Origin of the sequence: Xanthomonas sp. LMG 12459 (genome assembly GCF_009192905.1) — a bacterium.
In the GTDB taxonomy this organism is placed as follows: Bacteria; Pseudomonadota; Gammaproteobacteria; order Xanthomonadales; family Xanthomonadaceae; genus Xanthomonas_A; species Xanthomonas_A sontii.
Window position 1 is genome coordinate 41986 of sequence record NZ_NSGT01000080.1, and the last position, 23248, is coordinate 65233.

Here is a 23248-nt window from a genome sequence, read left to right on the forward strand (position 1 = left end):
CGCAGCGGTTACGCTGCATGATCTTTCCACCGCCTACGAACCGATGAGCGTCTCCGAGTCCCTGTTGCGTCCGCTGTTCGGCGATCCGGCCGTCGATGCGTTGTTCGACGACCGCGCGCGCCTGCAGGCCATGCTCGACGTGGAAGCGGCGCTGGCGCGCGCGCAGGCACGCTGCGGCGTGATCCCGGCCGACGCGGTGGCGCCGATCGCCGCCGCCTGCGATGCTGCGCGCTACGACCTGCCGGCGCTGGCCGCCGCCACCGCGTTGGCCGGCAATCCGGCCATTCCCTTGGTCAAGGCGCTCACCGCGCAGGTTGCCGCCGCCAATGAAGACGCCGCGCGCTGGGTGCACTGGGGCGCGACCAGCCAGGACATCATCGACAGCGGCGCGGTGCTGCAACTGCGCGCCGCGCTCGACCACGTGGAAGCGCAACTGGACGCGCTGTGCACGGCGCTGGCGGCGTTGGCGCAGCGCGAGCGCGACACCGGGCTGCCCGGGCGCACCCTGTTGCAGCAGGCGGTGCCGGTGACCTTCGGGCTGAAGGCCGCGGGTTGGCTGGACGCGCTGCAGCGCAGCCGCCGACGCCTGCAGGCGCTGCGCGAGGATGCCCTGGTGCTGCAGTTCGGCGGTGCCGCCGGCACCCTGGCTGCGCTGCAGTCGCAGGGCCTGGCCGTGGCCGAGGCGTTGGCCGAGGAATTGCGGCTGCCGTTGCCGGCGCTGCCCTGGCACGCGGCGCGCGATCGTATCGGCGAGATCGGCGCGGCGTTCGCGCTGCTGGCCGGCAGCCTCGGCAAGATCGGCCGCGACGTGGCGCTGCTGATGCAGTCGGAGGTGGCCGAGGCGTTCGAACCGGCGGCGGCGGGCAAGGGCGGCTCCTCGGCGATGCCGCACAAGCGCAATCCGGTCGGCTGCGTGGTCGCGATCGCCGCGGCCACGCGCGCGCCGGGCCTGCTGGCGACCTTGTTCGCGGCGCTGCCGCAGGAACACGAGCGCGCGGTCGGCGGCTGGCATGCCGAATGGGAAACCCTGCCGGAACTGGTGCGCCTGAGCGCCGGCAGCCTGGCCCAGGTGCGCGTGCTGATCGAGGGCCTGGAACTGGACCGCGCGCGCATGGCCGCGCATCTGGACAGCCACGGCGGCCTGCTCTACGCCGAGGCGGTGGCGGTGACACTGGCCTCGCACCTGGGCAAGGCCGCCGCGCACGCGCTGGTGGAAACCGCGGTGCGCCGCGCGCTGGCCACGCAGCAGCACCTGCGCGCGGTGCTGGCCGAGGAGCCGCAGGTGACCGCGGTGCTGGCGCCGGCGGATCTGGATGCGCTGTTCGCCAGCGACAGCTGGCGCGGCATGGCCACAGTGTGGATCGAGCGCGTGCTCGCCGCGCAGGCGCGCGCGTGAGCCGTCGCGCCGTGCCTGTCTGCCGCAGCCTCGGCGCCACGTTCTAGACTTGCGGTGCCGCGCGGTTCCGAGTTGCGACGGCCCCTTCCCTCTTCCCAGCGAGCGCCGCCCATGCCGATCCTCGACCTGCCCACGCATCGTCTGCATTACCGCATCGACGGCAGTGAAGGCCGTCCGTGGCTGACCCTGTGCAATTCGCTCGGCACCGACCTGCACATGTGGGACGCGCAGATCGCCGCGCTGGCGCCGCATTTTCGCGTGTTGCGCTACGACCGCCGCGGCCATGGCGCCTCCACCGCCGCGCCCACACCGTACGCCATGGCCGATCTCGGCGGCGACGTGCTGGCGCTCTGGGATGCATTGTCGATCGAGCGCAGCCATTTCTGCGGCCTGTCGATCGGCGGGCTGACCGGGCAGTGGCTGGGCCTGCACGCGGGCGAGCGCCTGCTCAGCCTCACCCTGTGCGCCACCGCGGCCAAAATCGGCAGCGCCGAGAGCTGGCAGACGCGCATCGAGCAAGTGCGCGCCGAGGGCCTGGCGCCGCTGTGCGAGGGCACCCGCACCCGCTGGTTCACCCCGGCCTTCGCCGAGGCGCAGCCGGCCACGGTCGAGGCGATCCTGGACAGCTTCCGCGCCACCGATGCGCAGGCCTACATCGGCTGCTGCCAGGCGCTGGCCGAGGCCGACTTCCGTGAGCGCCTGGGCGAGATCCGCGTGCCGGTGCTGGCCGTGGCCGGACACGACGATCCGGTGTGTCCGCCGGCCGATCTGCAGGTCATCGCCGCGCAGGTGGCGAAGCGTGGCTATGCCGAGGTGCACGGCCGCCACCTGTGCAACGTCGAGTCGCCGCACGCCTTCAACGACGCGCTGCTGCGCTTCCTGCTGCAGTAACGCGCCCGCCTTTTCCCCACGTTTCAGGAGTCGACCCGATGGACGAGAACGAACGCTACGCCGCCGGCCTGCAGGTACGCCGCGCGGTGCTCGGCGATGCCCACGTCGACCGCTCGCTGGCCGCGCGCACGCCGTTCACCGAGGAATTCCAGGAGTTCATCACCCGCACCGCCTGGGGCACGGTGTGGACCCGCGAGGGCTTGCCGCGGCACACGCGCTCGCTGCTGACCCTGGCGATGATGGTGGCGCGCGGCCACGACGAGGAGTTCAAGCTGCACGTGCGCGCCGCGCGCAACAACGGCGTCAGCGCCGACGAGATCAAGGAAGTGCTGCTGCAGGCGGCGATCTATTGCGGCGTGCCGGCGGCCAACCACGCCTTCGCCCTGGCCGCGCCGATCCTGGCCGAGCAGGCCGCCGAGGGCGCCGCCTAGCGCGCTTGGCGCTCCGCTCAGCGCACCTTGCGCACTTCGGTGACCGCCGGACTCAGCCGCGTGCCATCGGCGGCGCGCGGCAGCATGCGTGCGACCGGCTTACCGTTGCGCGTGTCGATCAGTACCGAATGGCGCTCGCCGTGGTCGAACAGATGCCGTTCGCCCCATTGCCGCAGCGCCAGTACCACCGCGAACAGGTCCTCGCCCTTGGCGCTCAGCGCGTACTCGCGGTAGGCGCTGCCGTCGGACGCTTCGCGCGTCTCCAGGATGCCGGCCTCGACCAGCTTGCGCAGCCGGTCGGCCAGGATGTTGCGGGCCATGCCCAGGCTGCGCTGGAAGTCGCCGAAGCGGCGCACGCCATCGAACGCGTCACGCACGATCAGCAGCGACCAGCGGTCGCCGATCAGGTCGGCGCTGCGCGCCACCGGGCAGGGCGACGCGGGCAGGGCGGGGCGGGGCGGCATCGGCGTTCCTGGAAGGTGCACGGCGGCAGTGGTTGCATTTTAAAACTTATCGACCTAGCCTGGAACAAGTTTCTTTTTGAAACCAGATAAGGCGAGCCGTCGATCATGCACTCCGTCAGCGCTGCGCCCGCCATGCCGCGTCGCCTGGTCTGGCTGTTCGCCATCGCCAGCGGCCTGAGCGTGGCCAACGTCTATTACGCGCAGCCGCTGCTGGATGCGCTGGCAGCGGATTTCGGCATTCGCCCGGCGGCGGTGGGCGGCGTGGTCAGCGCCGCCCAGGTCGGTTGCGCGCTGGCCTTGCTGTTGCTGGTGCCGCTGGGTGACCTGGTGGAGCGTCGTCGCCTGATGGCGGTGCAGGCGCTGGGGCTGGTCGCGGCGCTGCTCGTGGTGAGCGTGGCGCGGTCGGCGCCGGTGTTGCTGGCCGGCATGCTCGCTGTCGGCATGCTGGGCACGGCGATGACCCAGGGCCTGATCGCCTACGCCGCCAGCGCCGCGGCGCCGCAGGAGCAGGGGCGGGTGGTCGGTGCGGCGCAGGGCGGGGTGTTCATCGGCCTGTTGCTGGCGCGGGTGTTTGCCGGCGGGGTCAGCGAGCTGGCCGGCTGGCGCGGGGTCTATGCGGGCGCCGCGGTGCTGATGCTGGCGCTCGCGTTGCCGCTGTGGCGCTGGTTGCCGGCACTGCCGGTGCCGCCTCAGCCGTTGCCCTATCCGCGTCTGATCATGTCCATGCTGACGCTGTTGCGGCAGGAGCGGGTGCTGCAGGTCCGCGGCGTACTCGCGCTGCTGATGTTCGCGGCGTTCAACATCTTCTGGAGCGCGCTGGTGCTGCCGCTGCGCGCGCCGCCCCATGCGTTCTCGCACCTTGCCATCGGCGCCTTTGGCCTGGTCGGCGCGGTCGGTGCGCTGGCGGCCGCACGCGCCGGGCACTGGGCCGACCGCGGCCATGCCCAGCGCACCAGCGCCGCGGCGCTGGTGATGTTGGTACTGGCGTGGTGGCCGTTGTCGTGGCTGCCGCAGTCGCTCGCCGCACTGGTGCTGGGAATCGTCCTGCTCGACCTGGCCGGGCAGGCGCTGCACGTCACCAGCCAGAGCATGATCCTGCGCAGCCGGCCGCAGGCGCACGGCAGGCTGATCGGCCTGTACATGCTGTTCTATGCGGCGGGCAGCGGACTGGGCGCGATCGCGACGACCGCGACCTACGCGCAGGCCGGGTGGGCCGGCGTGTGTCGCTTGGGGGCGGCGGTCAGTCTGCTGGCGTTGCTGTTCTGGTGGGCGACGCGGCGGGTCGGCGCGGCGTCGGCGGTGCTCAGTCCAGCACCCGACTCAACTGCTGCGCCGCATGCCGCAGCGCCGGCAGCACCGTGCTCTGCAGGCTGCCCAGGGTCATCCGCGCCACCGAGCTGCCGACGTTGAGCGCGGCGACCACGCGCTCCTGGCGGTTGCGCACCGGCACCGCCACCGAACGCAGGCCGATCTCCAGTTCCTGGTCCACCACCGCGTAGCCGTCGCGCTGCACGCGCTCGAGCAGTGCCTGGAACTGCGCGCGATCGGTGACGGTGCGCTCGGTGCGTGGACGCAGCGGATTGCGCTCCAGATAACTGTTCAAGGTGTCGCCCGGCTGCGCCGCCAGCAACACCCGGCCCATCGAGGTGCAGTACGCCGGCAGGCGGCTGCCGGCGCGCAGGCCGATCGACATGATCCGCACGGTTTCCGCACGCGCCACGTACAGCAGGTCGTCGCCGTCGAGCACGCCCAGCGAGCAGGACTCGTGCAGGGTGTCGCGCAGCGCGTCCAGCACCGGTTGCGCCGCCACCGACAGCGCGGCGGTGGACAGGTAGCCGCTGCCGATGCCCAGCGCGCGCGGCAGCAGCACGTAGCCGCGGCCGTGGGTGCCGGCGTAGCCGAGCTTCTCCAGCGTGTACAGCACGCGCCGCACCGCCGCGCGCGGGATGCCGGTATCGGCGCTGAGCTGGGCCATGCTGACGTCGCGGCTGTGCTGGCCGAAGGCGCTGAGCACGGCCAGGCCACGCGCCAGCGAGGTCATGAAGTTCGGGTCGCCTTCGCATTCGCCGATGCGCCGCATCAGTTCCGCGGCCAGGCCGCGCTCGGGCGGGGTAGGGGCGGTGGCGGCACGCGCGGTGCGGCGTGCGCGAGGGGGACGCGGGGACTCGGACATGGAAGCGGCGGCGGCGGCGATGCGTCCGATGGTAGTGGCTGCATCCGCGGGCGTCGATGCCGTGGCGTGCATGCGCACCACAACCTAGCGTGCCTCGCCATCTGTCAGGCTGTCTGTAGGAGCGGCTTCAGCCGCGACCGGGCGTTCCCGGGAACGCCCGATCGCGGCTGAAGCCGCTCCTACGAGGGGTTCGGGTTTCGGCCCCTGGCCTCAGTCGCCCAGCCGCACCACCAGCTTGCCGAAGTTGCCGCCGCTCAGCATGTCGATGAAGGCCTGCGGCGCGTTTTCCAGACCGTCCACCACGTGCTCGCGATAGCGTACGCGGCCGTCGGCCAGCCAGGCGCCCATCTCGCGCAGGAACTCCGGGTACAGCTTGACGAAGTCGCCGACGATGAAGCCGCGCAGGGTCAGGCGCTGGCGCAGCACCTGGCCCATCAGTGCCGGCATCCGATCCGGCCCCGGTGGCAAGGCGCCGTTGGCGTTGTAGGTGGCGATGGTGCCGCACACCGGCACCCGCGCGAAATCGTTGAGCAGCGGCAGCACCGCATCGAACACGTGGCCGCCGACGTTTTCGAAGTACACGTCGATGCCGTCGGTCGCGGCGGCGCGCAACTGCTCGGCAAAGTCCTTGGCGCGGTGGTCCAGTGCCACGTCCACGCCCAGTTCCTCGTGCAGGTAGCGGCATTTTTCCGCGCCGCCGGCGATGGCGATGACCTTGGCCCCGCGCAGTTTGGCGATCTGCGCCACGGTGGCGCCGACCGGACCGGTGGCCGCGGCGACCGCCACGGTCTCGCCCGGCTGCGGCTTGCCGATCTCGTGCAGGCCGGCGTAGGCGGTGAAGCCGGGCATGCCGTACACGCCCAGCGCGGTGCTCGGCGGCAGCGGCGAGTTGGGGTCGAGCTTGCGCCGCAGGCTGGCGCCGTCGACGACCAGATGGGTCTGCCAGCCGCCGTTCTGCACCAGCACCAGATCGCCTGGTGCGTGGTCGGGGGAATTGGATTGCAGCACCTCGGCCACGGTGCTGCCGACCATGGTCTCGCCCAGTTGCACCGGCGGCGCGTAGGACGGCGCATCGCTCATGCGCCCGCGCATGTACGGGTCCAGCGACAGCCAGCGGTTGCGCAGCAGCACCTGGCCGGTGCCCGGCGCTTCGAGCGGCGCCTGTTCGGTGCGGAAGTTGTCGGTGTCCGGCGCGCCCTGCGGACGCGAGGCCAGGACGATGCGGGTGGTGTGGGTGGGGACGGTCATGCGGTTTCCTCGCTTGCGGTATTCAGTTGCGCGATGTCCTCGGCCGACAGCTGCAGGCGCGCGGCGGCGAGCAAGTCCTGCAGTTGCTCCAGGCTGGTCGCGCTGGCGATCGGCGCGACGATGCCGGGCCGCGCCATCAACCAGGCCAGCGCCACCTGCGTGGGCGTGGCGGCATGCTTGCCGGCGATGTCGTCGAGCGCGGCGAGGATGCGCAGGCCGCGCGCGTTGAGATAGCGCGCGACCACGCTGGCGCCGCGTGCCTGGCTCTTGCCCGCGTCTTCGGCGCGACGGTACTTGCCGCTGAGGAAGCCGCTGGCCAGCGCGTAGTAGCACAGCACGCCCAGGCCCTGTTCGTGCACCAGCGGCTCCAGCTCGGCCTCGTAGCCGGCGCGGTCGTACAGGTTGTACTCCGGCTGCAGCGTTTCGTAGCGGGGCAGGCCGTACTGCGCGGAGACGTTCAGCGCCTCGCGCAGGCGCGCGGCACTGTAGTTGGAAGCACCGATGGCGCGCACCTTGCCCTGTTCGATCAGCCGCCCGAACGCGGCCAGCGTGGCTTCCAGCGGCACCGAATCGTCGTCTGCGTGCGCCTGGTACAGATCGATGACGTCGGTCTGCAGGCGCTGCAGCGAGTCCTCCGCGGCGGCGGCGATGGTGTCGGCCGACAGGCCCGGGCGTTCGGCCCACTTGCCGACCTTGGTCGCGATCAGCACCTTGTCGCGCTTGCCGCTGCGCTTGAGCCATTGTCCGATCAGCGTTTCCGATTCGCCGCCGCGATTGCCGGGGACCCAGGCCGAGTAGATGTCGGCGGTGTCGACGAGATTGCAGCCGGCCTCGACGAAGGCATCGAGCAAGGCGAAGGAGGTCTTGGCGTCGGCGCTCCAGCCGAACACGTTGCCGCCGAACGCCAGCGGTGCCGCATGCAGGCCGGAGCGGCCGAGTTCGCGCGTGTGCAGCATGGAAAACGCTCCACTGTGGGGAAAGGCGACAGGATAGTCGCCGGGTGTCGAAGGATCGGCCAATGCTCGCGAAAACAGCGTTCCGCCGGCGTGATTCGCGCTAACGGGAGCGCAACATTCGGGCTTGTCGGGCCGCATGCTAGGCTCGCCCCACCTCCTCTTGCGGATGCCTGCCATGACGCTTCGAACCTCGCTCGCCTGCGCCTGTACTCTGGCCGTCGCCACCGCCTTGCTCGCCCCTGCCGCGCAGGCGATCAAGCCTGCCGACACCGCGACCCTGCCGGCGCCGGACGCGTCCCTGCAGGCGGCGATCAACGGCAGCTGGCGCGACCGCGCCAACGTCGCCCGCGACGCTTATCGCCATCCCGGCCAGACCCTGGCGTTCTTTGGCATCAAGCCGACCCAGACGGTGATCGAGGTCACCCCGGGCGGCGGCTGGTACGCGGAGATCCTGGCGCCGTACCTGCGCGAGCACGGCCAGTACATCGCTGCGGTGGTGGATCCGGCCGCCGTGCCGGAAGGGCGCGGCCGCGACTACCAGCAGAAGGCGCGCGCCGGCCTGGAGCAGAAGTTCGCCGCGGCGCCGGCGCAGTACGACCACGCGCGCATCGTCGCGTATGCGCCGAACGCACCGGTGTTCGGCCCGCCCGGCTCGGCCGATCTGGTGCTGACCTTCCGCAACGTGCACAACTGGCGCATGGCCGGCCAGGCCGAGGGCATGTTCAAGGGCTTCTACAACGTGCTCAAGCCCGGCGGCGTGCTCGGCGTGGTCGAGCACCGCGCCAAGGCCGACGTGCCGGCCGACGACAAGAGCGGCTATGTCGGTCAGGCGCAGGTGATCGCCATGGCCGAGGCGGCCGGTTTCAAGCTGGCCGGCAAGAGCGAGCTCAACGCCAATCCGCGCGACACCAAGGATTATCCGGGCGGCGTATGGACACTGCCGCCGAGCAACCAGCACGAGGCCGCCGACGACGCCAAGTACCAGGCGATCGGCGAGAGCGACCGGATGACCTTAAAGTTCGTCAAGCGCTGAGCCGGCGCACGAGCGGCGCGGCGCGGACGCATGGGACAATGCCTGCGCCGCGCCGTGCGGCGCAGGCCCGCCGCCGTTCCCGTCGATGCTGATCGCCTTCAACAAGCCCTTCAACGTGCTGTGCCAGTTCACCGACCGCAGCACGCCACCGCGGCGCACCCTGGCCGAGTTCGGCCTGCCCGCCGACGTGTACGCGGCCGGGCGCCTGGACTATGACAGCGAGGGCCTGCTGCTGCTGACCGACGATGGCGCATTGGCGCACCGTCTGACCGATCCGCGGCACAAGCAGCCCAAGACCTACTGGGTGCAGGTGGAAGGCGCGCCGCAACCGGAGCAGGTGCAGCGCCTGCGCGACGGCGTGCTGTTGAACGATGGCCCGACCGCGCGGGCCGAGGTGACGTTGCTGGACGCGCCGCCATCGCTGTGGCCGCGCGATCCCCCGGTGCGCTTCCGCAAGAGCGTGCCCGATGCCTGGTTGCAGATCGTGCTGCGCGAAGGCCGCAATCGCCAGGTGCGGCGGATGACTGCCGCGGTCGGCCTGCCGACCCTGCGCCTGGTGCGTGCGGCGATGGGCGCGCACCGCCTGGACGGGTTGGCGCCGGGGGCCTGGCGCGCGCTGTAGTGCGTGTTGTGCCGAATGACGCGTACGTTGGAAAAGCAGAGGCGCGGCGAACCATAAAAAAAGCGACCGGGATGTCTCCCGGTCGCTGCGTTTCATGCGGCAGCTGCCGTCAGCGGCAGTGCGCGGATCTCACTCTTCGGTGGCGTCCTGCGCTGCGGCATTGCGGCGCGTGCCGCGGGTGCTGGCGGCGCTGCGGCGCGCACCCACGTTGCCGCGCTTGTTGGCCGCTTCGATGCGCTGCGCATTGCCTTCGATCGGCGCGCCCTTGTCGCGCTGGCGCTTGCGGTAGATGGCGTAGCCGAGCAGACCCACACCCACGGCGGCAGCGGCGATCGCGATGGCCGGGTTGCGGCGCACGGCGGTGCGCGCGACCTTGGAGCCGGTCTTCACTGCACCCATCGCTGCGCCCGCCTTGAGCGCGCCCATCGCCTTGCCCGACTGCAGCCACTTGTTCGCCTGCGGGCCGAAGTGCTTGAGGCTGTCGCCGGCGTGGCTGGCGAGATCCAGGGCGCGATCGGTGATGATGGTCAGCTTGCTCATGGGCGTCCCCTACTGGCAGGAATGAAGGGCTGCAGTGTCGCCCTCGTACCGTATACGGGGCGTTAGCGCAGCGCCGCGGATTCGTCTGCCCGCTGAATGCGGTGCGCCAGACCCGCTAGGTGCCACGCGGCTTGGCGCGATGGCTGGCGGTGGCGGTCCAGGGGTCGTCCGGCCACGGGTGGCGCGGGTAGCGACCCTTCATTTCCTTCTTCACTTCCGGATAGGTGCTGGACCAGAAGTTGCGCAGGTCCTGGGTGACCTGCAGCGGCCGCCCGCCGGGGGAGAGCAGGTGCAGCAGCAGCGGCACGCGGCCGTCGGCGATGCGCGGGGTGTCGGCCAGGCCGAACAGTTCCTGCAGCTTGACCGCCAGCACCGGCGGCTGCGGCTGCCCGGCATGGTCCAGGCTGTAGTCGATGCGCCGTTCCATGCCTGAGGGCACCGCGATGCGCACCGGGGCATGGCGGTCGATGGCCTGGCGGCGGTCCCACGGCAGCCGCGCCTTCAGCGCCTCGCCCAGCTCGTCCTCGCTCAGCGCATCGAGCCGGGTCTTGCCGGCGAAGGCCGGGCGCAGCCAGTCGTCGAGGCTGGCCAGCAGCGCGGCATCGCCCAGGTCCGGCAGCTCCAGTTCCGGCATCCACTGGCGCAGTCCCGCCACCCGTGCGCGCCATTGCGACAGGTTCTCGCTCCAGGGCAGCGTCTGCAGCCCCAATTCGCGCACCGCGTCGGTCAGCGCCGCGGCTGCCTGCGCCGGCTCGACCCGGCCGGCGGGGCGGCTGTCGAGCACGATGCGATCGAAACGAGTTTCGCGCAGCGCCGTGAGCGCGCGCCGTTCCGGGTCCCAACGCACCACGTCTTCCTGTGCGAAGCGCTGCGGAAACTGCGCGCGCAGGTAGCGCTCGTCCACCGGTGCGGCGCGCAGCAGCAACGCGTCCTTGGCCTCGTGGCGCAGCTCGGTGGCGACCAGCCAGGGCTCGCCGCGCAGGTCGCTGTTGTCGAACAAGCGCACGCTGCGGCCATTGGCCAGCTGGTAGCGCAGCGGATCGCTGGGGTGACGCGTGCCGACGCGGTCGGGAAAGGCGTGCGCCAGCAGATCGCCGAGTTCGTGCGCCTCCACGCTGTCCGGCGCGGCGGCGTCGCTGCGCAGGCGCCGTCGCCACTGCTTGGCGGCGGCATCGATCGCCGCCAGCGCGCCGCGGTTGGCGTCGTGCGGCACGCGGCCGCGGCGAAATGCGGCCAGGGCGCGCCAGCGCGCGGCCAGCGCATCGCCGCCCTGGCGTAGCGGATCGCGCGCTTCGATCAGCGCGGCGAGGTCGCAGGCCAGTGCATGTGCGCGCGCATCGCCAGCGGCTAGGAGCATCGCCGCCAGTCGCGGATGCGTGCCCAGCGCGAGCATGCGCCGGCCGCTGGCGGTGATGGTCCCGTTCGGACCGAGCGCGCCCAGCCGCTGCAGCAGCTCGCGGGCGGCGGCCAGCGCGCCGGGCGGTGGCGGATCGACGAAGCGCAGCCCATCGCTGCCCCAAGCGGCCAGTTCCAGCGCCAGCCCGGCCAGTTCCACCTGCAGGATCTCGGCGCGGCGTTGCGCCTCCAGGCGTTGCGATTGCGGCCACAGCCGGTAGGCCCAGCCGCTGGCGACACGGCCAGCGCGGCCGGCGCGCTGATCGGCCGAGGCCTGGGCGATGGCGGTCACGTCCAGCCGCGAGAAGCCGCTGTTGGGATCGTAGTGCGGCTCCCGCGCCAGCCCGGCGTCGATCACCACGCGCACCCCGGGCAGCGTCACCGAGGACTCGGCGACGTTGGTCGCCAGCACCACGCGCCGCCGCCCCTGCGGATCCGGCTGCAACACCTTGGTCTGCTGCTCCACCGGCAACTCGCCATGCAGCGGCAGGACCTCCACTCCGCCACCTTCTCCCCCCGGGAGAAGGTGGCGCGCAGCGCCGGATGAGGGTACGCCGGAGGCGGTGCCGGCTGGGGTAGAGCCGGACGCGGCACCTGCTGGAGCAACACCCGCCGCACCACCGCCAACCCCCGCCGCTTCCAGCGCCGCCTGTACCCGCCCGATCTCGCGCTGCCCGGGCAGGAACACCAGCACGTCGCCCGGGTGCTGCTGCAGCGCGTGCTCGACCGCGCGCCGGGTCTGCGCCTCCAGCGATTCCTCGCGCCGCGCGGGAAAGTGCGCGATCTCCACCGGGAAGCTGCGCCCGGCGCTGGACAGTCGCGGCGCGTCGAGGAACTGCGCCAGCCGCTCGCCGTCCAGCGTGGCCGACATCACCACGATGCGCAGGTCTTCGCGCACCTGCGCCTGCACGTCCAGGGCCAGCGCCAGGCCCAGGTCTGCGGCCAGGTGGCGCTCGTGGAACTCGTCGAACAGCAGCGCGCCGACGCCCTCAAGCATCGGGTCGTCCTGCAGCATGCGGGTCAGGATGCCCTCGGTGACCACCTCGATGCGGGTACGCGCGGACACCTTGTTCTCGAAGCGGATGCGGTAGCCCACGGTTTCGCCCGGCGTCTCGCCGCGCTGCCGGGCCATGAAGGCGGCGGCGCTGCGCGCGGCGACCCGGCGCGGCTCCAGCATCACGATGCGCCGGCCCTGCAGCCAGGGCGCGTCGAGCAGCGCCGGCGGCACCTGGGTGGTCTTGCCGGCGCCGGGCGGGGCTTCCAGCACCAGGCGCGGATGGGCGGCGAGGCTGTCGCGCAGTTGCGGCAGCAGCGGATCGATCGGAAACACGGCGGACGTCATCGGCAAAGGATACGGTGCCGCCGCGCCGCCGGGGAGCGGCGGTGGGCGCATGGCCCGTACAATTGGCCGCTGTCCCAGCTGATTCCCGCGCAACCGCATGACCCTGATCGACATCGGCGCCAACCTCACCCACGAGTCCTTCGACCGCGACCGCGACGCCGTGCTGCAGCGCGCCCGCGCCGCCGGCGTCGCGCAACTGGTGGTCACCGGCGCCAGCCGCGAGCACTCGCCGCTGGCGCTGCAACTGGCGCAGCAGCATCCGGGCGTGTTGTACGCCACCGCCGGCGTGCATCCCCACCACGCAGTGGAGTACACCGCCGAGTGCGACGCCGAACTGCGCGCGCTGCATGCGCATGCCGAAGTGGTGGCGGTGGGCGAGTGCGGCCTGGACTACTTCCGCGGTTTCTCCCCGCGGCCGGCGCAGCACCGCGCGTTCGAGCGGCAACTGCAACTGGCGGTGGACACCGGCAAGCCGCTGTTCCTGCACCAGCGCGACGCCCATGCCGACTTCATGGCGCTGATGCGCCAGTTCGACGGCACGCTCGGCCCGGCGGTGGTGCATTGCTTCACCGGCAGCCGCGAGGAACTGTTCGACTACCTGGATCGCGACTGGTACATCGGCATCACCGGCTGGCTGTGCGACGAGCGCCGCGGCGCGCATCTGCGCGAGCTGGTGAAGTACGTTCCCGCCGAGCGGCTGATGATCGAGACCGATGCACCGTACCTGCTGCCGCGCACGCTCAAGCCGACGCCGAAGGACCGCCGCAACGAACCGGCGTTCCTGGCGCACATCGTCGAGGAGCTGGCACGCGACCGCGGCGAAGATGTGGCGACGGTCGCCGCCGCCAGCACCGCGGCCGCGCGGACGTTTTTCCGCTTGCCGATGCCGGGCTGAGTACGTTGGCGCGGCGGGTTTCGTGTTTGGGGATTCGTGATTGGGGATTGGGGATCCGTAAAAGCGCGCTTGGCTGTACGCGTCTTTTGTGGGAGCGGCTTCAGCCGCGACCGGTCAACCCGTCGTTGCCGATGGTCCGGTGGCCATGCCGATCCTCTGCGCGACCGTGCCGGCCGATGCGCCGGTGGAGATCCTGGACGGAGTGGGATGGCATTTTCTTGTGGGAGGGACTTCAGTCCCGACGCGTGACGGTGTCAGTCGGCTTTAGTCTGCATTCGTCGCGGGTGAAGCCGCTGCTGCGCAGGTAACGCCATTGGCGGCACTACCGCCTCTCAATCGACCTGCGCGTCCTCGCGCTTGGCTTCCGCCATGGCTTCCGGCTCCAGTTCCTCGGCACTGCGGTTGAGCTTGACGAACACGCCCCAGGCGACCAGCAGCAGCGCCGCGCACAGGCCCACGGCAGACGCGTAGGGCAGCTTGGACGGATCGTCGTGCATCAGTTCGAAGATCGATACCAGGGTCTCGATCGCCAGGGCGATGACGATGACCACGAAGAACCGCGACAGGTAGCGACGCACCCGGGTCGGACCACTGACCTTGACGTCGCGCTGCACCTCCTCCTCGTAGATGGTCTGGCCCAGTTCCAGGGTCACCAGCGCTACGGTGAGCAGCCCGATCGCTTCCAGCACCACATTGAAGCGGTCGCGCACCACCAATTCGCCGCCCGGGGTCAGGCCATGCCATAGCTCGAGCACGGCCATGCAGATCAGCCCGGCCGCGCACAGCAGGAACAGCAGGATGATGAGGAAATGCCCGCCGCGGAACAGTTTTTCCATGCACGTGCCCGTCGCTTGCCCCCTGTATGGTGGGCGAGCATAGGCGCCAGGCGCGTCAGCGGCGCGCGAAGATGCAGCGCCGCCCTTGGGACGGCGCGGATACGGCATTGCCCGGAGCACCGTGGCGGGCGTGCGCAAGACAGGGGTGCGCTGCGCGCGGCACCGGCTTTCCGCGGCAAACCTCAGCGCGCGGGCAGACCGGCCTGGTACGCCTGCAGGTGGCAGTAGGCGGCCATCAGCAGCGGTGCCGCATGCCCGGCGGTACGCGCGCGGAGCAGCATGTCGCCGACGATCTGCTGCGCTTCCACCCGTTGCCCGGCTTCCAGGTCGCGCAGCATCGAGGCCTTCATCGGCGAACCCGGCTGGGTCAGCAATTGCAGCGCGCTGGCCTCCGCTGCCTCCGGCACCGGTTCGCCGGCCGCCGCGGCCACCGCCGTGCACTCGGCATACAGGCCGCGCACCAGCGTCACCCCCTCGTCGCTGGCGACGATACGCCCGATCGGCGCACGCATCAGGCAGGTGGCCGCGGCCAGCGCGGTGAGGAAGGTGTACTTGATCCATTGCTCTTGCGCGATCCGCGGCGTGGCCAGATGGTCCACGTCGGCCTGCGCGCAGGCCTCGGCCAGGGCGCACACGCGCGCGCTGTCGGCACCGCGGCCGTCGCGCTCGCCGAAGGTCAGCGAGGCCGGCTTGGCCAGATGCTGGATCGCGCCGTCGGCATCCAGCACCGCGCTGATGAAACACAGCCCACCGATGACCCGCTCCACACCGAAGCGCGCATCCAGCGCCCGGTAGTGGCGCAGGCCGTTAAGGATCGGCAGCACGCTGGTGCCGTCGTGGACCGCCGGCGCCACCGCGTCCAGCGAACTTTCCAGGTCGTAGGCCTTGCAGCTCAGCAGCACCAGATCGAACGGCCGCGCCTGTGCCGCGCTGTGCAGCGTCTCGGCGGTGAGCGTGCTCACCGCGATCGCCGCGTCGCCGCGCGGGCTGCGGATGCGCAACCCATCGCGTTGCAGGCGTGCGGCCCGTGGTGGTCGCACCAGAAAGCTGACATCGACGCCGGCCTGGGCCAGGCGTCCGCCGAAATAACCGCCGGTCGCGCCGGCTCCGAGAATCAGGATACGCATGAGACGTGGATCGCCATGGAGTGGAAGGCATCCGATTGCGGGAACGCATGCCGGCAAGCGGGCGCGCGTGCGGTCCTGTCGACGATGCGGCGCAATCGGCCATGCCGTTGCGCCGCACCGCGACCCGCACGCATCAGGGTGACCGCATGCAGCGGTACCCGGTGCGGCTCAGCTCTTCTTCACCAGCTCGACGCGGCGGTTCTGCGATTTGCCCTGCTCGGTCGCATTGTCCGCCACCGGGTCGGCGTCGCCGAAGCCGGCTGCGGTCAGGCGTGATGCCTCGATGCCCTGAGCGATCAGCGCGGCGACCACCGCCTTGGCGCGTCCCTCCGACAGGGTCTTGTTGTGCGCCGCATCGCCGGTGCCGTCGGTATAGCCGTTGACGGCCAGCTTCAACGCGGCGTCCTGCTTGAGCAACTGCACGACCTGCGCGATCTGCGGCTGCGAATCGGGCAGGATGTCGGTCTTGTCGGTGGCGAAGTTGACGTGCAGCGCGACCTTGCCGGTCTTGTCGATCTGCGTCTTCAGTTCGCTGGCCGGCAGCAGGCTGGCGGTGACCTGCAGCGGCTTGGTCTCGGCGATCAGCAGGCCGCCACCGAACTGGTAGCTGCACAGGTGAATCCAGATATCGCGGTCGGCGCGATGCACGACGAAGACCTGTGCCGGGTTGTTCCAGACATCGCCAAGGCCGCTGTTGTACTTGCTTGCGATATTGCGTGGCCACTCTTTGATTTTCTGCGTGGCCGCTTCAGGGAGCTTGCCGTCGAAGATCTTCTTGCCGCCGAGTGCGGTGACAACGGATTCGATATTGCGTTCCAGTTCCAGATCGGAGAAGGTCTTGCCCTGTGCCGCATCGATGTGCGCCGACCAGACCTTGCCCTCGACCGGCTGCAGGCGATCGCCGGTCCAGAACGGCACCTGGTCGAAGTCCGCGACGTCCGGCGTGCTGCCGGTGACATAGCCGGTGGGCAGCGCGATGTAGGGGAAATCTCCCAGTGGGACGTCGGACACCGGCAGGCTGGCAGGATCGAATGCCGTACTGGCGGGGGACTGGGCCGCGGGAGTTTCCTGCGCGCCGCTGGCGGTCGCCGCGGGGGCCGTCGCCTGATCGTCGGGATGTGCGGCTTGCTCGTGCTTCTTGCAGGCGCTCAGACTTGCGATGACGGCCAGGGCCAACGTCGCCGCTACTGCTCTTTTCACAGAGATACTCCTTGTCGGGGGACGAACCAAACTAGTGTAACGGCGCGATCGGCCGATCTTGCTGCAGAACCATGAACCCGCGTCGACCAACAATGGGCGACACAGGTTTGAGTCGCAGCAGAAGCGCGATCAGTGCGTCAGGTCGGGTGGCTGGAACAGCGCATCCGGCTGCGGGCCGTAGTCGACGCGTTGGATGTCCCATTGCTGTTGCTGTTCCAGCCCGGTCTTGCCGCGATAGGCGAGCACCAGGCCGGTCTCGCGGTCCAGCCACATCGTGCCTTGCCGGGTCCTGCCGGGCCCATCCGGGTTGGCCAGGCGGTACCGCCATTGCACCGCGTCGCGGCCCGCGCGCAGGCCGCTGTCGCCACGCTGGCAATCGGCGAACATGCCAAGACCCGCGCAGGGGTGCTCCGGATCGAAGCGTAGCGGCCAGCGCATCCCGGGAACGGGCATCGCGCCGCCCTGCTGGCCGACGATCCAACCGGTGGGTGCATCTTTCGCCAGGATCAGCGCATACGACCGACCGCTGGCATCTTGGAACTGGATCCGCAACGCGTCGTCGCGAAAGAACACCATCGCCGGCTGCGCCGCGCCGCGCGGCTGGATCCGGCTCAGGCCGCCGAGCTCGTTGGTCGTCACCTGGGCGACGCCAGAGAATGCAGCGTCTTCGGCGTGTACCTCGCCGAGAGCGGCCTGGCACAGTACCGCAGCGCAAGCCAGCAGTGCGCACCGATGCATCACTTGTCCAGGTTGCCCTGCGTGTAGATGGGCGACTGCATGCGTACGATGGCGTAGCTTTCGATGGACAGGCGATTGGTGAGTGGCTGCAGCGGAGAGGATTCGAACGTGCCGGCCTTCAGGTACTGCGACTTCCCGCCAAGTACCCAGCCGACGAAGGGAACGACCAAGGGCGCGTCGTAGACCACCTTGATCTTGAGGATGTTCGCGTCCTGCACATTGACACCACTGCTGCCGACCGCGTCGCTGCGGTAGGCGAGCGTGTCGTTGGGCAACGCGTACTGGCCGTTGTACTGGCGTTCGCGGAAGTTGCTCCACGCGGCGCGCGTGGGATTGATGACGGTGATGCGGCCGTGCAGGGTGAGGTCGGCGAAGGCCTTGGCGTACGCCATCTCGACCGCAGCCTGGCCGGTGTCGTGGGCATACAGCGGCATCATGCCCTTGGCGAAGCCCTTGCGCATCTCCATGCGATCCACCCCGCTGACCGCACCCGCGCGCGCCGCCATCAGCGCGGCGTAATCGAGCGTGGACTTCATGCGGTACAGCAGCACCGCCTGGATGACGGCGAGCAACAGGAACAGCAGCACCGGCGTGATGATCACCAGTTCCACCATGGATTGGCCGCGCATCGACGAGCGGCTGCGCAGGGCGCGGACGCGTGCTTTCATGACATGGCTCCGCTAGAGGAAGGCGTCGGCGCGGTGGCGCGCCAGTGCCAGTGTTCGCCGCGTTGTGGTTGCAGGCGGTCCAGCGCACCGCCATGGAACTCGATGGTCGCCGCGGCGCGTCGGCACAGTGCCGTGCGATACGGCTTGACGTTCTCGCGCCATTCCAGCACCGCATCGTCGTGGCCCAGGAACACCAGATCCAGCGGATAGCCCATGCCGATGGTATGCACGCTGGCGCAGGGGCGGATCAGCAAGGCCTCCGAGCCGTCCGTGGCCAATGCCGGGCGCGCCAGCAGCCCGCGTGCGCGCGACCACCAGGTATCCGCCGCCCACACCTGCGGGATCGGGATGCCGGCGCTGCGCTCGATGCATCCGCGCTTCACAGGATGCCCTCCTGCAGCATCTTCAAGTAGATGAAGTAGCCCAGGAACAGGAAGATCAGCGGGAAGAAGAACATCACCAGCGGCAGCATCATCTTCACCGGTGCTTCCAGCGCCAGCTTCTCGGCGCGCAGGAAGCGCTCCTCGCGGCGCTGGTTGGCCTGTGCGCGCAAGGTGTCGCTGAGGTTGGCGCCGACCTTGTCGGCCTGGATCAGCGCGCTGGTGAAGCTGGTGATCTGCGCGATGTCCATGCGCTCGGCCATGCGCCGCAGCGCCTCGGCGCGAGGCAGACCGGCGCGCAGGTCGCGCAGCATGCGCGAGAACTCCTGCGACAGCGCACCGGACGGTCCCTTGGCGACCGCCTGCTCGATGCCGCCGGTGACGTTCAGGCCGGCCTCGACCGACATGGTGATGAAATCCAGGTAGACCGGCAGGTCGCGCACCACGGTCTTTTGTCGCACCTTGCGCCGCTCGCCCAGCCACAACGCGGGATACAGCCAGCCCAGCACGCCGCCGAACAGCAGGCACATCAGGCCCGAGCCGATGCCCAGGTGGCCGAGCATGCCGGTGCACAGCAGGAAGAAGGCGATCACCACCAGCGCACTGGCCATGCGCAAACCATAGAACTCTTCCGGCGTCAGCGTGTAGTCCTGGCCGGCCGCCTGCAACTGGCGGTGGGTCTGTTCCAGTTGCGCCACACTCAGGCGCGGGGCGATGCGCCGGGTCAGTACCGTCACCAGCGGCCACATCAACTGCATCAGTCGCGGCAGCGGGTCGTAGTAGGTACGGTCTTCCAGCTCGACTTCGCGGATCACCCCGCGCGTGCCGATGACCACCAGCGCCACGGCGCCGGCGGCAAGAAGCGCGACGAGGGCGAGCATCCAGGTCATACGTCGATCGTCATGATCTTCTTGCAGAGGCGGTAGCCCAGATACTCCATGACCAGGCAGATGGTGATCACCAACCAGCCATGCCAGCTATGGAACATCGGCTGCATGGTTTCGCTGTACATCAGGCTGAGATAGCCGATCAGGAACACCGGCAGCATCGCCATGACGATGCCCTGCAGGCGGCCCTGCGCGGTCAGCGCTTTCACCTTCTTCTCCATGGTCAGTCGCCGGCGCAGCGTCTCGGCCAGGGTCGCCAAGGTCTCCGCCAGATTGCCGCCGACCTCGCGCGAAATGTTGACCGCCGAGACGAACAACTCGGCATCGGTGATGGGGACGCGCTTGCTGAAGTTTTCCATCGCCTCTTCGGCGCGAAGGCCCATGTGTTGCTCACGCAGCACCAGCGCCAGTTCCTGCGCCAGTGGCGGTTGACCGTCATGAACCAGTACTTCCATCGCCGGCGCGAAGCCGACGCCGGCGCGCAGACTGCTGGACAGCATCTGCAGCGCGTCGGGAAGTTGTTCCTGTATCTGCTCCAGCCGGCGCTTGCGCAGGAAGGCGTAGATCTTGCGCGGCGCAAAGAGCAGGAAGATGCCGACCAGCACCGCAATGATCAGGCTGCCGGTCAGCATCCAGATGATCAGTGGAATGACAACCATCACCACGGCGCTGATCATGTAGACCTGGGCCGGATCCAGGAACAGGAACATGTCCGCCAGGTTCATGCGGGCCTGATCCATGAAGCTTTCGCGGTAGCGCTTCAGGAACTGCTCGCTGGAGCGCGCGATCAGCAGGAAGGCCGTCACGGTCCCGGCGAACACCAGCAAGGCGATCAGCCACAGTGCCATCAGCGTGCGCTTCCCTGGTTGCGGAAGATGCCCAGATCCACCGACACGCCGCGTTCGGCGAGTTCCTCGTAGAACTCGGGCACGGCGCCAGTCGCGACGAAGTTGCCGGCGACCTTGCCGTCGGGGCCGTGGTAGGTGGTGGGCTTGAACAGGAACAGGTCCTGCATCTGGATGGTGCCGCTTTCGATGCCGGTGATTTCGGTGATGTGGCTGACCTTGCGCGAGCCGCAGGGGTAGCGGCGCTGGTGCACGATCAGGTTGACCGCCGACGCGATCTGCTCGCGCACCACCGTCATCGGCAGCTCCATGCCGGCCATCATCACCATCACCTCCAGGCGCGAGAGCGTCTCGCGCGGATTGTTGGCATGCGCGGTGGTCAGCGAGCCTTCGTGGCCGGTGTTCATCGCCTGCAGCATGTCCAGGCATTCGCCGCCGCGGCACTCGCCGACCACGATGCGATCCGGACGCATGCGCAGCGCGTTCTTGACCAGGTCGCGGATGGTGATCTGGCCCTTGCCCTCCATGTTGGGCGGGCGGGCTTCCAGCGCCACCAGGTTGGGTTGAACCAGTTTCAGTTCCGCCGCATCCTCGATGGTGACCACGCGGTCGCCGTCCGGGATGAAGTTCGACAGGATGTTCAGCAGGGTGGTCTTGCCCGAGCCGGTACCGCCGGACACCACGATGTTGCGGCGCTCGCGTACGGCCATGATCAGGAAGTCCAGCATCGCCTGATTCAGCGAGCCGAACTTGAGCAGATCCTCGCCCATCAGGCGGCGTGTAGCGAACTTGCGGATGCTGATGCTCGGTCCGCGCAGGGCCACCGGCGGGATCACCGCGTTGACGCGGGAGCCGTCCTTGAGGCGCGCGTCGACCAGCGGCGAACTTTCGTCGATACGCCGCCCCAGGGGCGTAACGATGCGTTCGATCGCGGCCAGGCAGGCACGTTCGTTGGAGAACACCACCTCGGACTTCTGGATGCGCCCGGCACGCTCGATGAAGATGTCGTCGTGCGAATTGACCATGATTTCGGTGACGGTCGGATCGTCGATCAGGTCTTCCAGCGGCCCCAGTCCGATCGCCTCGTCCAGCACCTGCTTGGCCAGTCTGCGCGGGCTGATGTCGGCCGGCAGATCGCTGAACTCGCGCTTGAGGATGTCGTCGATCAGGTTGATGGTGCTGTCGCGCAGCGCGCTGTCGTCCATGCTGCGCACGTCCATGCGTCGCAGGTCCATCTGCCGTACCAGCGCCATGTGCAACTTGGTACGCCAGGTGGCGATATCCGACGGCGGCGGCCCGGCCACCACCATGTCGGTCGCGGCGGGTGCGGCCGGCTTGCGCTCGGGCGTTGCGTCGGTTGCTGCTGCGGGCGCTTCTGAGGCCCTGACTGCCGCGCCGTCGTTGGCGGCGGGCGTCTGTCGGACGATGCGTGCATCGTCGCCGCTGACCTTCAGCATGTACTGGCCGATGCGGATCTCGTCCTTGCCGTCGATCGGCCCCTGCTTGGCCAGCACCACCTTGCCGTTGAGCGTGATTGGCTCGCGCCCGCCCAGCGGCAGGATGAACACGCCCTCGTCCTCGCGCAGCAGGGTGGCGTGCTTGCCGGCGATGTTCCAGCCCTGCAGCATCACCAGATTGGCATCGGCACGGCCGATGCCGCACTCGCGGTGCATGCACTTGACCTGGCGCGTGTCGCCTCCTGGCGTATTGATCAGCACTGTGAACATGGCGGTGAACCTTGCGCTCCGTGGGGTGGGTTACTTGATCAACTTGTCTTGCCGCGGACTGATTTCGTTCTGCAGCTCCTTCTCGATACCTTCGGCACGCTGCAGATCCTGCAGGTTCTCCGGCGAGGTCGGGCTGACGATGCGCGGGGTCACGAAGATCACCAGTTCGGTCTTGTTGCCGCGGAAGCCATCGGAGCGGAACAGTTTGCCGAGGATCGGGATGTCGCCCAGCAGCGGCAGCTTGTCCACGGCCTTGGAGGCTTCCCGATCGAGCAGACCGGAGATGACGATGGTCTGGCCGGCATTGACGTTCAGCTCGGTCTCCACGCGCCGGGTCAGGAAGCCGGGAACGCCCTGCACCGACACCGACGGATCGATCCGGCTGACCTCGGCCATGATCGAGGTATTCACCTGATTGGACGAGTTGACCGTCGGGTTGATGTTGAGGCGGATGCCGTATTCCTTGTACTCGATCTGGGTCTGGCCGAGGATCGACGGCACCACGATCGGCACTTCGCCACCGACCAGGAAGGTCGCGTTGCTGCCGCTCTTGGCGCTCAGCTTGGGCTGCGCCAGCACCCACGCCTTGCCGCGGCTCATCAGCAGGTTGATCTTCGAGGCGATGGTGGTGGCAATGCCGAAGTAACCCTGCGGCCCGGGCAGCTTGGTAGGCAGCTGATCCTTGATGTCCTGGAAGGTCTGGTTGTTCTGCGGCAGCACGCGGAAGTAATTGTTCGTGGTCACGTCGCGGATCAGGCCGCCGATCGGACCATCGATGGTGCTGTCCCAGCGGATGCCCAGATCTTCGACCGAGTTCTTGTTGAACTCCATGATCGACACATCCATCTGCACCATCGGCCGCATGCCCACCGGGTCGGCGCCGGCGAAGTTCAGCACCTGCGGATAGATCTTCTGCAGCGCCTGGATCTTTGCCGTGGTCGCGGCGTCGACATCGTTGCCGGAAATCACCACGTTGGCGCCGATGGCCCGCACGGCGAGGCCCGGTGTATTGCCCAACAGCTCGCGCACGGTGTCCGCAGCGCCCTCGGACTTGCTGCCGCTCACCGTCACGTTGACGTCGCGCTGGCTGCCGTCGGCCATCCACAGGTGCACGTTGGTGTCGCCGGGCTTGGTCCCGATCATGACAAGTTCGGATTTTCCAACCGAGAAAACGCTTAGCACGTCGCCGTCGCCGACCGCGATGCGGCGCAAGGCCCCGGGTACGCGCCGCACCACCGCTTCGCCGGCATAGATGCTTTGCGAGGACTGGATCAGCGGAGCGACGGAGGGTTTCTTGTCGCCTGCCAGGGCGCCGCCGCCGCCCGATGATGAGCCGCTGTTGCCCAGTTCCTGGATCTGCGATTCGACCGACTGCTTGAACTGGTCGACCTGACGCCCTTGAGCCATCAGCCGCGCCTGTTCCGCCGATGGAGCTTCCGCTGGCTGCCCGGCCG

The 23248-nt window shown here is 69.3% G+C and carries 23 protein-coding genes; 7 read left to right on the forward strand and 16 right to left on the reverse strand.

The genetic code is table 11. The features are described 5' to 3' along the window. Positions 1-43: 43 nt before the first annotated feature. From CEK65_RS16325 to pcaC, 3 genes are all read left to right on the forward strand, one after another. Entirely contained in the window at positions 44-1396 is a 1353-nt protein-coding gene (locus CEK65_RS16325; protein ID WP_152182361.1) for a 3-carboxy-cis,cis-muconate cycloisomerase, read from the forward strand. Between the two features lie 111 nt (positions 1397-1507). Then, complete coding sequence (gene pcaD / locus CEK65_RS16330) at positions 1508-2287, forward strand: 3-oxoadipate enol-lactonase (RefSeq protein ID WP_152182362.1); 780 nt, start codon at positions 1508-1510, stop codon at positions 2285-2287. A gap of 38 nt (positions 2288-2325) precedes the next feature. Next, positions 2326-2718 (forward strand): 4-carboxymuconolactone decarboxylase, encoded by a 393-nt coding sequence (gene pcaC, locus CEK65_RS16335; RefSeq protein ID WP_152182363.1) that lies wholly within the window; start codon positions 2326-2328, stop codon positions 2716-2718. A gap of 17 nt (positions 2719-2735) precedes the next feature. Here the strand turns inward: pcaC and CEK65_RS16340 are convergent, their stop codons facing one another. After that, entirely contained in the window at positions 2736-3182 is a 447-nt protein-coding gene (locus tag CEK65_RS16340; RefSeq protein ID WP_152182364.1) for a helix-turn-helix domain-containing protein, read from the reverse strand. Between the two features lie 105 nt (positions 3183-3287). Here CEK65_RS16340 and CEK65_RS16345 point away from each other — a divergent pair, with 105 nt between their 5' ends. After that, on the forward strand, positions 3288-4592 hold the full coding sequence (locus CEK65_RS16345; protein WP_226980611.1) for an MFS transporter: 1305 nt from the start codon (positions 3288-3290) through the stop codon (positions 4590-4592). On the opposite strand, the gene CEK65_RS16350 is transcribed toward CEK65_RS16345, so the two are convergent. From CEK65_RS16350 to CEK65_RS16360, 3 genes are all read right to left on the reverse strand, one after another. After that, the gene (locus tag CEK65_RS16350; protein ID WP_152182365.1) at positions 4486-5355 is read right to left on the reverse strand and encodes an IclR family transcriptional regulator C-terminal domain-containing protein; all 870 of its coding nucleotides are present in this window, start codon (positions 5353-5355) and stop codon (positions 4486-4488) included. The genes CEK65_RS16345 and CEK65_RS16350 overlap by 107 nt on opposite strands. A gap of 210 nt (positions 5356-5565) precedes the next feature. Next, positions 5566-6603 (reverse strand): NADP-dependent oxidoreductase, encoded by a 1038-nt coding sequence (locus CEK65_RS16355; RefSeq protein WP_152182366.1) that lies wholly within the window; start codon positions 6601-6603, stop codon positions 5566-5568. Next, on the reverse strand, positions 6600-7559 hold the full coding sequence (locus CEK65_RS16360; protein WP_152182367.1) for an aldo/keto reductase: 960 nt from the start codon (positions 7557-7559) through the stop codon (positions 6600-6602). Before CEK65_RS16360 ends, CEK65_RS16355 begins: the two co-directional genes overlap by 4 nt. Before the next feature lie 175 nt (positions 7560-7734). Here CEK65_RS16360 and CEK65_RS16365 point away from each other — a divergent pair, with 175 nt between their 5' ends. Together CEK65_RS16365 and CEK65_RS16370 are read left to right on the forward strand one after the other, a co-directional pair. After that, complete coding sequence (locus CEK65_RS16365; protein ID WP_152182368.1) at positions 7735-8592, forward strand: class I SAM-dependent methyltransferase; 858 nt, start codon at positions 7735-7737, stop codon at positions 8590-8592. 85 nt (positions 8593-8677) lie between these two features. Continuing rightward, positions 8678-9214: a pseudouridine synthase gene (locus CEK65_RS16370; protein WP_043094173.1), complete on the forward strand. Its 537-nt coding sequence runs from the start codon at positions 8678-8680 to the stop codon at positions 9212-9214. Between the two features lie 129 nt (positions 9215-9343). Here CEK65_RS16370 and CEK65_RS16375 read toward each other — a convergent pair whose 3' ends face one another. Then, positions 9344-9754, reverse strand: coding sequence for a hypothetical protein (locus CEK65_RS16375; RefSeq protein WP_017908157.1), 411 nt, complete (start codon positions 9752-9754; stop codon positions 9344-9346). A 115-nt stretch (positions 9755-9869) separates the two neighbouring features. Beyond that, a complete protein-coding gene (gene hrpB / locus CEK65_RS16380; protein WP_226980612.1) occupies positions 9870-12491 on the reverse strand; it encodes an ATP-dependent helicase HrpB in 2622 nt (873 codons plus the stop codon). Between the two features lie 97 nt (positions 12492-12588). Between hrpB and CEK65_RS16390 the strand changes: the two genes are divergently transcribed. Then, the gene (locus CEK65_RS16390; protein ID WP_152182369.1) at positions 12589-13386 is read left to right on the forward strand and encodes a TatD family hydrolase; all 798 of its coding nucleotides are present in this window, start codon (positions 12589-12591) and stop codon (positions 13384-13386) included. A 332-nt stretch (positions 13387-13718) separates the two neighbouring features. Here the strand turns inward: CEK65_RS16390 and CEK65_RS16395 are convergent, their stop codons facing one another. From CEK65_RS16395 to CEK65_RS16440, 10 genes are all read right to left on the reverse strand, one after another. Further along, positions 13719-14222 carry a hypothetical protein gene (locus tag CEK65_RS16395; RefSeq protein ID WP_010340560.1) on the reverse strand — a complete coding sequence of 168 codons (504 nt, stop codon included), beginning with the start codon at positions 14220-14222 and terminating at the stop codon, positions 13719-13721. A gap of 182 nt (positions 14223-14404) precedes the next feature. After that, a complete protein-coding gene (gene panE / locus CEK65_RS16400) occupies positions 14405-15349 on the reverse strand; it encodes a 2-dehydropantoate 2-reductase (RefSeq protein WP_152182370.1) in 945 nt (314 codons plus the stop codon). A gap of 168 nt (positions 15350-15517) precedes the next feature. Then, the gene (locus CEK65_RS16405; protein WP_226980613.1) at positions 15518-16642 is read right to left on the reverse strand and encodes an OmpA family protein; all 1125 of its coding nucleotides are present in this window, start codon (positions 16640-16642) and stop codon (positions 15518-15520) included. A 36-nt stretch (positions 16643-16678) separates the two neighbouring features. Next, the gene (locus CEK65_RS16410) at positions 16679-17188 is read right to left on the reverse strand and encodes a hypothetical protein (protein WP_226975225.1); all 510 of its coding nucleotides are present in this window, start codon (positions 17186-17188) and stop codon (positions 16679-16681) included. A 98-nt stretch (positions 17189-17286) separates the two neighbouring features. Beyond that, positions 17287-17955: a TadE family protein gene (locus tag CEK65_RS16415; protein ID WP_152182372.1), complete on the reverse strand. Its 669-nt coding sequence runs from the start codon at positions 17953-17955 to the stop codon at positions 17287-17289. Further along, a complete protein-coding gene (locus CEK65_RS16420; protein ID WP_152182373.1) occupies positions 17952-18338 on the reverse strand; it encodes a DUF192 domain-containing protein in 387 nt (128 codons plus the stop codon). The genes CEK65_RS16415 and CEK65_RS16420 overlap by 4 nt, the downstream gene beginning before the upstream one ends. Continuing rightward, positions 18335-19225 carry a type II secretion system F family protein gene (locus CEK65_RS16425; protein WP_152182374.1) on the reverse strand — a complete coding sequence of 297 codons (891 nt, stop codon included), beginning with the start codon at positions 19223-19225 and terminating at the stop codon, positions 18335-18337. Before CEK65_RS16425 ends, CEK65_RS16420 begins: the two co-directional genes overlap by 4 nt. Then, entirely contained in the window at positions 19222-20070 is an 849-nt protein-coding gene (locus tag CEK65_RS16430) for a type II secretion system F family protein (RefSeq protein ID WP_152182375.1), read from the reverse strand. The genes CEK65_RS16425 and CEK65_RS16430 overlap by 4 nt, the downstream gene beginning before the upstream one ends. Next, positions 20070-21794, reverse strand: coding sequence for an ATPase, T2SS/T4P/T4SS family (locus tag CEK65_RS16435; RefSeq protein WP_193314817.1), 1725 nt, complete (start codon positions 21792-21794; stop codon positions 20070-20072). The genes CEK65_RS16430 and CEK65_RS16435 overlap by 1 nt, the downstream gene beginning before the upstream one ends. Positions 21795-21824: 30 nt before the next feature. Beyond that, positions 21825-23201: a pilus assembly protein N-terminal domain-containing protein gene (locus tag CEK65_RS16440; RefSeq protein ID WP_152182376.1), complete on the reverse strand. Its 1377-nt coding sequence runs from the start codon at positions 23199-23201 to the stop codon at positions 21825-21827. Positions 23202-23248 lie beyond the last annotated feature (47 nt).